Here is a 13,297-nt window from a genome sequence, read left to right on the forward strand (position 1 = left end):
AAACCGAGCGGATTAGCCGCGGACCGTCACGACCAGCGTGGCCGTCACCCCGTTGACCGTCACCGAGAGCCGCGCGACCCCGGGCCGCAACGCGGTCAGCACGCCCGTCGAAGGATCGAACGCGACGACGCCCCAGCCGACCGTCCAGTCGGCGCTCACCGGGTACGACACCGGCACGTCGCGAGTTCCCTGCCGCAGCGTCGCCCGCACCTCGGCGCGAGCACCCGGCGCCAGCGTCGACGGCCCGGTGAGCGACAGCGAGTCGACGTTCGGCCGCGTCTCGAAGCGCACCGGCTGAGCGCGGTCCGCCGGGTCCACGCGCAGCAGCGTCCAGCCGACGAACCCGCCGTCGCCGGGCGCGGCCGCGGGCGCCTTGCCCGAGTTGCCGTTGACCAGGTAGGGCACCCCGTCGACCCGCGACAGCGAGAACACGCCGGCGTGCGACGCCACCGCGGCGGCCGGCTTGCCGGACGCCTGCTCGAACCCGGTGAGCCACTGGGTCAGCAGGGTTGCCTCCTTGCGGTCGCCGAGCTGGGAATTCCCGGTCGGGCTGGGGTCCTTCACCGGGTGGTGCATCGCGACGACGACGCCGCGGACGGACCGGTCGGCCGCCGCGGAGTCGAGGGCCGAGCGCAGCAGCCGCACCTGGTCGAACCCGCCGGCCCGCAGCGAGCCGCGGGAGGAATCCAGGAGCACCAGCCGGATGCCGTGGACGTCGACGACCCGGTGCGTGACGCCGAACGCGGCCTGGAAGTTCGCCAGGCCGTTGCCGGCCTCCGCCTCGTGGTTGCCCGGGACGTAGTACCAGGGCACCTTGCCGTCGAGCTCGTCGGTGATCACCTGCCGGGCCAGCACGAAGTCGGGCGCCGTGCCGCGGTCGACGAAGTCGCCGTTGATCAGCACCAGGTCCGGTTTCGCCGCGACGGCTTCGCGCAGCGCCCGCCGGGCCTGGACGACCAGCGGCCCCGCCGGGTCGTCGGCGGTGAACTGGGCGTCGCTGACCACCGCAATCCGCAGACCACCGGCCAGGACGCCGTCGGTGACCAGCGCCGGGTCGTGCGGGACCGGGTCGGCGGGCACGGCGGTCGTCGGCGCCACCTCGAAGGTCAGGTCGTCGAACCCGAGCCGGCCCTCGTACTGCTGGTCCGGCACGTTCTCGACGGCGTAGAAGCGCGCCAGGCGCTGTCCCGCGGGCAGCCCGGCCGGGATCGTGGCGGTGACGTACCGCCAGCCCGTCCAGTCCACGCTCAACGAAAGGTCCACAATGGACGCCACGTTCGCGGCGTCGCGCAGTTCCGCCCGCAGCCACGCGCCCTTGCCGTCGCCGTTCACCCACAGGCCGAGCTTCTGCGTGCCGTCCGGGACCGGGAGGGGGCCCGACGGCGTCACGTAGGCCGCGCGCGTCGCGGTCGTGCCGGTCAGCCGGTAGTCCAGCGCGAGCCCGGCGCCGCCGTCGTGGCCGGGTGCCGCGGAGAGCGCCGCGCCGACGACCGCCGGGAACACCGTGGCCGTCCAGCCCGCCGGGCCGTCCAGCGGCGACGCCACCTGCGCCACGGTGCCGACCGACGCGGCCAGGTGCGTGGTCAGGCCGGCTGCCGAAGCGGTGATCGCCGATGCGCCGGAGGAGGTCAGCGCGGTCACCGCGTAGCCGTCACCGGACGGCTCGACCCGCACGACCGCGGGGTCGTAGTCGAGCTTGACGTCGTCGGGCTCGAGCCAGGTGCCGTAGCCGTCGGCGTCGTAGCCGTAGACCTTGAAGGTGCTTCGCGCGCCCGTGGCCGACAGGGCGACCTGCTCGGTGCTCGTGCCGAGCCGGACCGGCTTGCCCAGCACCGAAAGCGCCGACTTGCCGGACGCCCGGCCGGAGCGCGCGACGACCTCGACGGCACCCGCGCTGTGGCCGGTGACGACGCCGCGCGTCACGGTGGCCCGACGGAGGTCCGACGTGCTCCAGCGCGGGTCGGCGGCCACCGCGGCGCCGGTCTCGTCGTGGCCGTCGGCGACCAGGTGCCGGGTGAGGCCGGAGAGCACGCGGTTCGCGTCGGTCGTCGCGACGGCCGGCGCCGGAGCGAAGCCGGCGAGCTTGCCGCTGCCGGGCACGGTCGTGAAGCCGATTCCGTTGGGCACCAGGCGTTCCCCGCCGTCGGACGGCGCGTTCCGGACGCTCGGCACGGCTTCGCCTTCGTTGCGCGCCAGCAGCGTCGACGACCCGCCGCCGTCGAGGTTGATGGCGTCGTCGGCGCCGAGGCTCTTCATGTGCCGCGCCAGTTCGAGCTCGGTCATCCCGCGGCTGTCGGCCTGCCGTCCGTCCACGGTGGCCAGCCACAGCTTCCGGCCGTCGGCGGAGAAGCCGACCGCGGTCCGCGGGTGCATGGCCACGTTGTCGACGGGCTGCACGACGCCGTCGCGGAGCAGGATTTCGTTGCCGCCCACCGCGACCGCGATCTTCCCGGCGTCCGAGCGCGGCGCGTAGGTGACCCCGACCGGGTCGCCCGGCTGCAGCGCGGCGAGCGCGTCCGCGCCGGCTTCGCGGGCCAGCAGCACCGTCGTCCCCGCCGCGATCGGGCCGTCGGCGGCCGCGGTGCGCACCTGCGTGACGACGCCGTCGCGCACCTCGACCTCACGCACCCGGGCCGCGCCGGCGACCGACGTCCGACGGCCTGAAGCGCCCCACAACGGCGTGTAGACGCCGATCGCGTCGGTGCCGAGGACCGGGCTGTTGAAGTTGGTCGCCGGCACCGTGCCGCCGGGCAGCGTCACACTCGCTTCGAGGAAGACCGACGCCAGCGCCGCCTTGCCCGCGTCGGTGATCGACGCGGTGAGGTTGTGCCCGGCGGCGGGGGCGGTCTGCAGCTGCCCGCGGTCGATGCCGACGCCGATCGGCGCGCCGGTGGCGCTGATGTCGAAGAAGTCGCCGTTGACGCCGGCCACCGCGCCCGCCCGCGCGAGCTGCTGCGACAGCGGCGTGCGCGCGGAAACCGTCCCTGGGCTCAGGTACGTCGGCTTGAGCACCTTGCTGCCCAGGTCGACGGCGAGGGTGTCGCCGCGGATCCAGCCGGCCGGGTCGAACCGGTCGAACTGGGTCAGGTTCAGGCCGGGCGCGACTTCGGTGGTCGCGCTGCCGGTGACGAGCCCGTCGTCGGGATCCGCGGCGGCGAAGGCGGCCGGGCCCTCGTGGGCCGACGACGCGGCGGGTGCGGCCTCGACCGGGGGCGTGCCGAGCGGCGCGGCCAGCGGGTCGGCGTGGGCGGGGACGACGAACACCGTCGCGAACAAGGCGACGAACGGCAGCACTGTGCGTGACTTATTCACCGAGTACCCCAGTATCGAGTGAGAGTGACCCGGATCAGCACAGCGCAGCGGCACGTCCGGGGGAAGACTTCCCGGTGAACGCCGCCTGAATGGTCTAGAACACCCTCACGGGGTCAGCGGTGCGGCGAGGAGGGCTTCCGCGGCCTCGCCGGTGGCACGCGGGTCCGGCCCGGTGCGCTTCCACAGCCGCAGCAGGAGATCGCGTGCGGGGGCTTCGACGGTCGCGGCGTCGCCGTCGACCGGGCCCAGCGCGGGCGGCTCGCCGGGGTGGACGGTCCAGACGTCGCCGGTGTCGGTGGCGCGCAGGGTGACCGGCCCGGGCAGCTGCGGCACGGCGTGCCACCGCGTCACGCGCGGGAGCATCACGCCGAGCACCTCGTCGACCCCGTCCGCGGCGACGGCCGGGTCGAGCGCGTGCCCGCTTCCCGCGTCGGCCAGGTGGACGGCGGTTTCGTGCACCTGACGGCGGTACCAGAACGCCTTGGTCTTTTCGGCGCCGCCGAAGTGCCAGCACGGGGCTTCGGGATCGGCGGCCTCGAGCTCGCCGATCAGGAGCCGCGCGCTTTCGGCGTACCACGCCACGAGGTCGCCGCCCGCTTCGGCGGTGTGGTTCTGCGGCTGCACCGCGCCGGTGCGGGCGATCGTGGCGGCCCAGCGGTGCACGTTGCCCAGGTGCGTCGCGAGGTCGGCGACGGTCCAGCCGGCGCAGTCGGACACCGCCGCGGCCGGGTCGGCCGTGCGCAGGGCTTCGGCGAACGCGCCGGTCAGCTCCTGCAGCACCGGGAGGTAGCCACGCGGCGCGAACGGCATCGTCGTCATGAAGGCCTCCGGAAAAAGGGAACCGGGGCCACGCGGACGTGGCCCCGGTTCCGGAGCATCACAGGTCGGGGAACCAGAGCTTCAGCTCGCGCTCGGCCGACTCCGGCGAGTCCGAGCCGTGGACCAGGTTGTACTGGGTCTCCAGCGCGAAGTCGCCGCGGATGGTGCCCGGGGTGGCCTTCTCGACCGGGTCGGTGCCACCGGCCAGCTGGCGGAACGCGGCGATGGCGCGCGGGCCCTCGACGGCGAGCGCGACCAGCGGGCCCGACGTGATGAACTCGAGCAGGTCGCCGAAGAACGAACGCTCCTTGTGCTCGGCGTAGTGCTCCTCGGCCAGCGCCTGCGGGACGGTCCGCAGTTCGACCGCGGCGAGCTTGAGGCCCTTGCGCTCGATCCGCGAGATCACTTCGCCGACGAGGCCGCGCGCGACGCCATCGGGTTTGACCAGGACCAGCGTGCGTTCAGTCACGACGGTATTTCTCCTTAATGCTTTTTCGGGGGTCCGGGTGGCGGAGCCCCCGGCTCGGGGCGAAGCCCCGGATGTCATTGGTACGGGTGCGTATCGGTGCGCGCGAGCCTAGCCGACCCTGCTCAGCGGCCCGCCGGGTGCAGTGTCTTCGACCACAGCGACGCCCCGGCGGCGTCGCGGAGATCGACCGTGAGGTCACCGCTCGCGCCGTCGACGTTCAGCTCGCCGAAGTGCTGGAAGCCGTCGATCGGGGCCGTGTTCGCCGTCGGCGGGGCGTGCACGAACACCGCCTCCGGGCCGAACGTCGGGTCGAGCGTGTTCGGCCCGAACGCCCCCGCGTTCAGCGGCCCGGACACGAACTCCCAGAAGGGGTCGAAGTCCTGGAAGCCCGCCCGGTCGGGCGAGTAGTGGTGCGCCGCGGTGTAGTGGACGTCGGCGGTCAGCCAGACGACGTTGCGGACGCGGCGGCGCTGGATCTCCCGCAGCACCCACGCCAGTTCCGTCTCGCGGCCGCCGGGCGCGCCCGGCAGGTTGTTCGCGACGGCTTCGATGTTGGCGCCGTCCGGGACGACCAGGCCCAGCGGCATGTCGGCCTGGACGATCTTCCAGGTGGCCGTGCTGCGGCCGAGCGCGTCGGCCAGCCAGCGGGCCTGCGCGTCACCGAGGATGTAGCCCGGCTTGGTTCGGTCGGCGGTGTTGGCGTTGCGGTAGGTCCGCATGTCGAGGACGAAGATCTCGACGCGCGAGCCGTAGGTGAAGCTGCGGTAGACGCGGCCGTCGACAGCCCGGCGCGAGTCGATCGGGTGCCACTCGTGGAACGCCTGGTACGCCCGCGGCGCGAGGACGTCGACGCGCTTCTCGGTGTAGGCCGGGTTGTCGAGGATCTTGCCCGGGTACCAGTTGTTCAGGACTTCGTGGTCGTCCCACTGCACGTAGGCGGGCACCTGCGCGGCGAAGCGCTTGAAGTTGTCGTCGAGCCGGTTGTAGGCGTGCTGGCCGCGGAACTCGTCCAGCGTCTCGGCGACCTTCGACTTCTCGGGCGTCACGATGTTGCGCCAGGTCCGGCCGCCGGGGAGGGTGACGGTCTCGGTGAGCGGGCCGTCGGAATACACCGTGTCGCCGCTGTGCAGGAACAGGTCCGGGCAGCGGGCGGCCATCGCGGAGAAGATCGTCATCCCGCCCAGGCCCGGGTTGATCCCCCAGTTCTGGCCGACGACGTCGCCCGACCACAGGATCCGGGCGTCGCGGCGGCCCACCGGTGCGGTGGCGAACCGGCCGGTCAGCGGCTCGCTCGTGGCGCGCCCGTCCAGGGCTTCGGCGGTGACGCGGTAGTGGTACTCGGTGCCGGGCTGCAGCGCCGCGACGCGCACGCGGCCGGTGCCGCCGGAGTCGGGACCCACCTGCGGGCCGGGCACGCGCCGGGCGTGCCGGAACGACGGGTCCCGCGCGATCTCGACGACCAGCCGCGAGGGGCGGTCCGCGCGCGACCAGACGATCGCCGAACCTGGCGTGACGTCGCCGGACTGGACGCCGTGGGTGAGCACCGGGCGGTCGCGGCGGACGAGCGGGACCGCGGCGAAGGCCGTGGACGGCACGACGAGGCCGGCGGCGACCGCGGAGGCGCCGGTCAGCCCGGCCTTGAGGAGCGTGCGGCGGGAGTGGTGGGTCGGTTCGGTCATGCGCGGTTTCTATCCCGCCGCGGCCAACACCGGCTTGCGTGCGGGTAAACGGATATCGGGGGTTTTCCCCCATCCCCGCGGTCATCGCCGTCGGTAGCGTGGTGATCACCACAAGGGGGTACGAATGACGCACATCCGGAAAGCGCTGGCCGTTGTGGCTGCGGCGCTCTCGATTACGACACTCGGCACCGGCGTCGCGACGGCCGGGGAGGACAGCGCGAAAGCCGTCCTGCGCTACACCGAACACGGCATCCCGCACATCGTCGCCAAGGACTTCGCCGGGCTCGGCTACGGGTACGGCTACGCCGCGGCGACCGACAACATCTGCGAGCTCGCGAAGATCTACGTCACGGTGAGCGCGCAGCGGTCGCGGTACTTCGGCCCGGACGGCGAGGGCTACCCGTCGCTGTCGGAGGCGAAGAACAACCTGCACAGCGACCTGTTCTTCCAGCAGCTCAACGACTCCGGCGTGGTCGACCGGCTGGTCGCGCAACCCGCGCCGCAGGGGCCGCGGCCCGAGGTCCGGCAGATCGTTTCGGGCTACGTCAAGGGGTTCAACACCTTCCTGGCCCGCACCGGCCGGTCCGGGATCACCGATCCGGCCTGCCGCGGCGCGGACTGGGTCCGGCCGATCAGCGAGCAGGACTTCTACCGGCACTTCTACTCGATCGCCGTCACCGGCGGCCTGGGTTTCGTCACCGAAGGGCTGTTCGCGGCGCCGCCGTCCGGTGCGGCGTCCGCGAGTCCGGGCACGCCCGCCCAACTGTCCGCGAGCCTGCGTGACGGGCTCGGCAAGGGCGGCCTCGGCAGCAACGGCATCGCCATCGGCAGCGACGGGACCGCGGCAGGCCAGGGCAGCGTGCTGCTCGGCAACCCGCACTACCCGTGGCACGACGGCCGGCGGTTCTGGCAGAGCCAGCTGACCATTCCCGGCCGGGTCGACGTGGCCGGGGCGAGCCTGCTCGGCATGCCGTTCGTGATGATCGGGCACACCGCGGACGCGGCCTGGACGCACACGGTGTCCACCCCGGTCACGTTCGGGCTGTTCGAAGTGCCGCTGGCGGCCGGTGACCCGACGACGTACACGGTCGACGGGAAGCCCGAGAAGATGACCTCCCGCGAGGTCACGGTCCAGGTGCGCCAGGCGGACGGTTCGCTCGAGCCGGTCCGCCAGACCTTCTGGTCGACCCGGTACGGCCCGGTGCTGAACGACGTCGGCGGCTTTCCGGTGCCGTGGACGGCGAAGTCGGCGTACGCGCTGCGCGACGCCAACGCGACCAACATGCGCGGGCTGAACACGTGGTTCGAACTCGACCAGGCGCGCAGCACGGCCGACGTCGTCCACGCGCTCAGCAGCACGCAGGGCGTGCCGTGGGTGAACACGATCGCCACCGACCGGGCGGGCAACGCGCTCTACGCCGACATCCAGGTCGTCCCGCACGTCACCGACGAACTGGCCGAGGCGTGCAGCACTCCCCTGGGGCGCCAGACGTTCCCCGGCGACCAACTGGCCATTTTGGACGGTGGGAAGTCGTCCTGCCAGTGGGGTTCCGACCCCGGAGCGCTGGAACCGGGCATCTTCGCGCCGGCCCGGCTACCGCAGCAGCAGCGCCGTGACTACGAACTCAACACGAACGACAGCGCCTGGCTGGCGAACGCGAAGGCGCCGATCACGGGGTACCCGCACATCGTCGGAGACCAGGCGACCGAGCGCAACCCGCGGACCCGGGAGGCGCTGCGCACGGCCGAACAGGGCGGATTCAGCACGGACTCGATGAAGAACATGCTCTTCACCGACCACAGCCTGTTCGCCGACCTGGCGGCGGCGGACCTGGCGAAGCTGTGCGCATCCTTCCCCGGCGGGCAGGCGCCGTCGTCGTCCGGCCCGGTCCCGGTCGGCCCGGCGTGCACCGCACTGGCGAACTGGGACCACACATATTCCCTGGACAGCCGGGGTTCGCTGCTGTTCCAGCAGTTCGCCGCGCGGCTGGGCGGGCTTCCCCGGTTCACCGTGCCGTTCGATCCGAAGGCCCCGCTGACCACGCCGAACACGCTGAACGTCGGCAATGCGGACATCCAGAAGGCCTTCGGGAACGCGATCGCGGAGCTGCGCACGGCGGGGCTCGCCCCGGACGCGCGGCTGCGCGACGGCCAGTCCGTCACCCGCAACGGCGAGCGCATCCCGATCCACGGCGGCCAGGGTTTCCTCGGCGTGCTCAACGTGATGACGCCGGTGTGGGATCCGGCGCACGGGAACACCGAGGTCGTGCACGGCTCCAGCTACCTCCAGGTGGTGGGGTTCACCGGGCACGGGTGCCCGGACTCCTCGACGTTGCTGACGTATTCGCAGTCGGCGAACCCGGCGTCGCCGTACTTCAGTGACCAGACGAAGCTCTACAGCCGGGGTGAGTGGGTGAAGGGCCGGTTCTGCGAGGCCGACATCCTGCGCTCACCCGCGCTGCGGGTCGTCGTGCTGCGCTGAGAAGTCTCGGCGGAGGCGGGCGGTCGACCGCTCGCTTCCGCCGACAGCGCGACGGGACCGAATCTCACGGCTGGGGCTGCTGACTCGCCAACGTCCCGGCCGCCATGCGGCGGGCGACGTCCTTCCGCAGCCACAGCAGCCACAACCACACCGCCAGGAAGATCACGCCCAGCACCGCGATCGCCGGCAGCCAGAACACCAGCGCGATGAGGACCACCTGCAGGCCGAGGATCAGCGGCACCGCCCACGGGCGCTTGACGAACCCGCACGTCACGATCAGCAGCACGGCCACCGCGATGACCGTCCAGCCGGTGCCCGTCGAGATCCCGCCACCGAGTTTGTTCACCACCGGCACGGCGAGGGCGACCGTGATCGCCTCCATGATCAGCGTCCCGGACATCACACCGCGGAAGCCCTTCATCGGGTCCTTCGGCTTGGGCGGCTCCGGTGCGGGCGACGTCACGACGGCTCCTTGCCGAACAGCGTGCGCGCCTCGCCCGCCGTGACCACCGAGCCCGTGACCAGCACGCCGCCGCCCGCCAGGGGCTCCTCGGGGTCGTCGCTGGTCTCCACCAGCGCGATCGCCGTCTCGATCGCCGTCTCCAGGTCCGTCTCGGCGACCACGCGGTCTTCGCCGAACACCGAGATCGCCAGCTCGTTCAGCTCCTCCAGCGGCATCGAACGAGGCGAGGAGTTGCGCGTCACGACGATGTCCGAGACCACCGGCTCCAGCGCGTCGAGGATGCCGTGGGCGTCCTTCTCGGCCATCACGCCGACCACCGCGACCAGGCGACGGAAGGCGAACTCCTCGGACACCGTCGTCGCCAGCGCTCGGGCGCCGTGCGGATTGTGCGCCGCGTCGAGCAGGACCGTCGGGGCCGACCGGACGCGCTCGAGCCGCCCCGGGGTCTCGACCTCGGCGAACGCTTCGCGCACCGCCTCGACGACCAGCTGCCTGTCCTTGCCCGCGCCGAAGAACGCTTCGACCGCGGCCAGCGCCAGTGCGGCGTTCGCGGCTTGGTGGGCGCCGTGCAGCGGGAGGAAGATCTCGTCGTACACGCCGCCGAGACCCTGCAGCTTCAGCATCTGCCCACCCACGGCGATCTCCTTCTCGAGCACGCCGAACTCGCTGCCCGCGCGGGCGACCGCGGCGTCGACCTCGACCGCGCGCTCCAGCAGCACCTTCAGCACCTCGGGGTCCTGCTCGCCGATCACCGCGACCGAGCCGGGCTTGATGATGCCCGCCTTTTCGCGCGCCGCGCCGAGGATGTCCGGGCCGAGGTACTCGACGTGGTCGAGGCCGATCGGGGTGAGGACGGCGACGTCGGCGTCGGCGACGTTCGTGGCGTCCCAGGCGCCGCCCAGGCCCGCTTCGAACACCGCGGCCTCCACGGGCGCGTCGGCGAACGCGGCGAACGCCATCCCGGTGAGGATCTCGAACTTGCTCATCGCGACGCCGTCCGCGGCGGCACCGTCCACCATGGACACGTACGGGGCGATGTCGTTCCACAGCTCGGCGTAGCGCGCGGCGGAGATCGGCCGGCCGTCGAGCGCGATCCGCTCGGTGACCAGCTGCAGGTGCGGGCTGGTGTAGCGGCCGACGCGCAGGCCCATCCGGGTCAGCAGGGCGTCGATCATCCGGGCCGTGGAGCCCTTGCCGTTCGTGCCGGCCACGTGCAGCACCGGGTAGCCGCGGTTCGGCTCGCCCAGCAGCTGCGTCAGCGCGGAAATGCGGGTCAGCGACGGCTCGATCTTGGTCTCCGGCCAGCGCTGGTTCAGCTCGGCCTCGACGGCCATCAGCTCGCGCCGCGCTTCGGGGCCGTCCGGGCTGCCGTACACCTCGGGTTCGCCCTGGTCGTCGAGCTCGTGCAGCTCGGTGTCCTCGGGCACGCTGAGGTCGGGCACCGGACCGGTGGCGAGGTTGTCGCCGAGCTGGCCGACCCCCCCGATCCCGCCGCGCGAGCCGCCGCCGGCGTCGTACGCGGTGTCGCGGACGTCCAGTTCCGGGTCGTGGTCGTCGGACTCCTCGTACCCCGACGTCCCCAGTTCGTCGACGCCCGCGAAGCTGTCCAGATCCGACAGGTCCGGCCTGCGACCTGTCTCATCCTGCGGCACTGAATCTCCTCCGGCCTGGGGTTTCGCACTTGCGGTTCGAGTCTACGTGCGTGGCTGGTGGCACTCTCGACGCATGCCGTTCAACCACAACGACCACTACCACCCGCTGCTGCTGGACCTGCTGCCGCCCGGCCCGGGGATCGCGCTGGACGTCGGGTGCGGCACCGGCCGGTTCGCCCGGCGGCTGGCCGCGACCGGCATGGCGGTGGAGGCGGTCGACGTCTCGGCGGCGATGGTCGAGGCGGCGGCCGGGCTGGGGTCGCCGGGGCCCGGCGAGATCGTCTACCGGCAGGCCGACGTCACCACCGACGCCCTGCCCGAGTCCCACTACGACTACATCTCGTGCGTCGCGTCGCTGCACCACATGCCGTTCGAGACCGTCGCCAAGCTGCGCCGCGCGCTGGTGCCGGGCGGCGTGCTCGTGGTGCTCGGCCTGGCGAAGCCGAGCACCCCGGCGGATTGGGCGCTGGCGCTGGCGGCGGTCCCGGTCGACGCGCTCGCGCGGCTGGTCGTCCACGCCGGGGAACGGCTGAACGGCGGCCCCGAGGAAGGCCCGAAGGCCCCGGTGGTCGACGACTACCCGACGCTGGCCGAGCTGCGCCGCGAGTCGGCCCGGCTGCTGCCCGGGAGCACGGTCCGGCCGTTGCTGTTTTGGCGCACCTTGATCACTTACCGTGAGCACGGCGAAGGTGACCCGACCGGCGGGTGAAGTCCGGCCCCTGACTGCCTGGCGGTCGCTAGATGTGGAGGGAGCGTTCCGCAGAACAGAACGGGGTCTTCATGCGCACCACCCGGCTGCTCGCCGCCGCCTTCTCGGCAGCCATCCTGCTCACCGGCACCGCGGCCGCCGCGTCGGCGGCGGAGGTCCACCACTACGTCGCCCTCGGCGACTCGTACACCTCGGGACCGTTCGTCCCGGTGCAGCGGCTCGACCCGCTCGGCTGCGGGCGGTCGACGGCGAACTACCCGTCGGTCGTGGCGGCCGCGCTGCACGTCGGCGCTTTCACCGACGTGAGCTGCGCCGGCGCGGACACCACGAACATGACCCGGCCGCAGCAGGTGCCGTTCAACGGCACGAACGCCCCGCAGCTGGACGCCTTGCGGATCGACACCGACCTGGTCACGCTGGGTATCGGCGGCAACGACTACGGTGTGTTCGGCAGCCTGGTCTCGACCTGCCCCGGGCTCCGGGCGAGCGCCCCCACCGGCAACCCCTGCGAAGAGCACTTCACGACCAACGGCGTCGACACGGTGGCGACGGCCATCACCGCCATCCGGCCGCGGATCGAGGCCGTGCTCGCCGCGATCCACCAGCGCTCGCCCGGAGCGCGCGTGGTCGTCGTGGGCTACCCGCGGATCGCGCCGGAGAACGGCTACTGCCCGGACGTCCTCCCGTTCGCCGACGGCGACTACGCGTGGCTCAACCGCGTCGAGTCCGACCTGAACGAGGCCATCGAGGACGCGGCCGCGGACGGGGCCGCGGAGTACGTCGACACCTACGGCCCGTCCCGCGGCCACGACGCCTGCGCGCGCGGCGGCTCGGCGTGGATCAACGGCAAGGACCAGAACATCTTCGCCGCGGCCGCCTACCACCCGCTGAAGGCGGGGATGGCCGGCGTGGCGGCGGTGGTGCTCAAGGCTTTGCGCTGAAGAAGTCCAGCACGAGCCGGGCGAACTCGTCCGGCAGCTCGGCCGGGGCACCGTGCCCCGCGTCGATTTCGGCCGCGCGCGCGTCCGGGATCGCGGCGACCAGCTCTCGCTGCTGGTCCGCGGTGACGATCCGGTCGTGCGCGCTGCCGAGCACCAGCACCGGCGCGGTGATCCGCCCGAGCACCGGCCGCAGGTCGACGGTGCGGTCGGCCTCGATCTGCCGGTCCGTCCCCGGCTGGATCACCGTTTCGAGGGTCTTGACGAGCTGTTCGTTGCCCTCCGAGGTCGCCTGCTCCCAGTAGCGTGGCCCGAAGGCCATCAGCGGGAGCATCCGGGCGAAGGTCCCGGTTTCGAGCAGGTCCAGCCAGTAGCGGAACTCGGCGTCCTGCCGGACGTCGGTGGCCGGCCAAGCGGCGTGCAGCACCGCTTTCCGGACGCGGTCCGGGCGGGTGCCGGCCAGGTGCGCGGCCACGACAGCGCCGAGCGAGTGCCCGGCGACGTGGGCGCTGCCGAACCCGGCGTGGTCCAGCACGGCTTCGGCCTGTGCGGCGAGGACTTCGACGGTGATCGGACCGCCGTCGTCGATCGTCAGGCCGGAGCCGGGGAAGTCGGGAGCCAGGACGGTGAAGCCGGTCGCTTGCGCGGTCAGCGGCGCCCACTGTTCGCGGGACGCGGCGGTGCCGTGCAGCAGGAGCAGCGCGGGGCCGTCGCCGGTCCGGTCGTAGTGGACGACGGCGTCTTCGAGGGTCACTTTCGGCATGGTGATCTCCC

General features: G+C 72.6%; 10 protein-coding genes. 3 read left to right on the plus strand and 7 right to left on the minus strand.

The annotated features are described in order from the left end of the window. Nucleotides 1–12 precede the first annotated feature (12 nt). The 4 genes from ISP_RS34425 to ISP_RS34440 form a co-directional block, all read right to left on the minus strand. The gene (locus ISP_RS34425) at nt 13–3,294 is read right to left on the minus strand and encodes a phosphodiester glycosidase family protein (RefSeq protein ID WP_037373907.1); all 3,282 of its coding nucleotides are present in this window, start codon (nt 3,292–3,294) and stop codon (nt 13–15) included. 123 nt (nt 3,295–3,417) lie between these two features. Continuing rightward, nucleotides 3,418–4,131 carry a maleylpyruvate isomerase family mycothiol-dependent enzyme gene (locus ISP_RS34430; protein ID WP_013228486.1) on the minus strand — a complete coding sequence of 238 codons (714 nt, stop codon included), beginning with the start codon at nt 4,129–4,131 and terminating at the stop codon, nt 3,418–3,420. Between the two features lie 58 nt (nt 4,132–4,189). After that, a complete protein-coding gene (gene ndk, locus ISP_RS34435; protein WP_013228487.1) occupies nt 4,190–4,600 on the minus strand; it encodes a nucleoside-diphosphate kinase in 411 nt (136 codons plus the stop codon). Nucleotides 4,601–4,722: 122 nt separating this feature from the next. Further along, nucleotides 4,723–6,279: an alkaline phosphatase D family protein gene (locus tag ISP_RS34440; RefSeq protein WP_013228488.1), complete on the minus strand. Its 1,557-nt coding sequence runs from the start codon at nt 6,277–6,279 to the stop codon at nt 4,723–4,725. A gap of 124 nt (nt 6,280–6,403) precedes the next feature. Here ISP_RS34440 and ISP_RS34445 point away from each other — a divergent pair, with 124 nt between their 5' ends. Next, nucleotides 6,404–8,761, plus strand: coding sequence for a penicillin acylase family protein (locus ISP_RS34445; protein ID WP_013228489.1), 2,358 nt, complete (start codon nt 6,404–6,406; stop codon nt 8,759–8,761). A 64-nt stretch (nt 8,762–8,825) separates the two neighbouring features. On the opposite strand, the gene ISP_RS34450 is transcribed toward ISP_RS34445, so the two are convergent. Then, nucleotides 8,826–9,182, minus strand: a complete 357-nt coding sequence (locus ISP_RS34450) for a DUF4233 domain-containing protein (protein WP_378250022.1) — start codon at nt 9,180–9,182, stop codon at nt 8,826–8,828. Between the two features lie 38 nt (nt 9,183–9,220). Next, nucleotides 9,221–10,876 carry a bifunctional tetrahydrofolate synthase/dihydrofolate synthase gene (gene folC, locus ISP_RS34455; protein ID WP_013228491.1) on the minus strand — a complete coding sequence of 552 codons (1,656 nt, stop codon included), beginning with the start codon at nt 10,874–10,876 and terminating at the stop codon, nt 9,221–9,223. 73 nt (nt 10,877–10,949) lie between these two features. Here folC and ISP_RS34460 point away from each other — a divergent pair, with 73 nt between their 5' ends. Together ISP_RS34460 and ISP_RS34465 are read left to right on the plus strand one after the other, a co-directional pair. Next, nucleotides 10,950–11,585, plus strand: a complete 636-nt coding sequence (locus ISP_RS34460) for a class I SAM-dependent methyltransferase (protein ID WP_013228492.1) — start codon at nt 10,950–10,952, stop codon at nt 11,583–11,585. A 71-nt stretch (nt 11,586–11,656) separates the two neighbouring features. Then, nucleotides 11,657–12,526, plus strand: a complete 870-nt coding sequence (locus ISP_RS34465; protein WP_013228493.1) for an SGNH/GDSL hydrolase family protein — start codon at nt 11,657–11,659, stop codon at nt 12,524–12,526. Here ISP_RS34465 and ISP_RS34470 read toward each other — a convergent pair. After that, on the minus strand, nt 12,510–13,286 hold the full coding sequence (locus ISP_RS34470; RefSeq protein WP_013228494.1) for an alpha/beta fold hydrolase: 777 nt from the start codon (nt 13,284–13,286) through the stop codon (nt 12,510–12,512). The genes ISP_RS34465 and ISP_RS34470 overlap by 17 nt on opposite strands. Nucleotides 13,287–13,297 lie beyond the last annotated feature (11 nt).

This window comes from Amycolatopsis mediterranei, assembly GCF_026017845.1.
Taxonomy (GTDB): Bacteria; Actinomycetota; Actinomycetes; order Mycobacteriales; family Pseudonocardiaceae; genus Amycolatopsis; species Amycolatopsis mediterranei.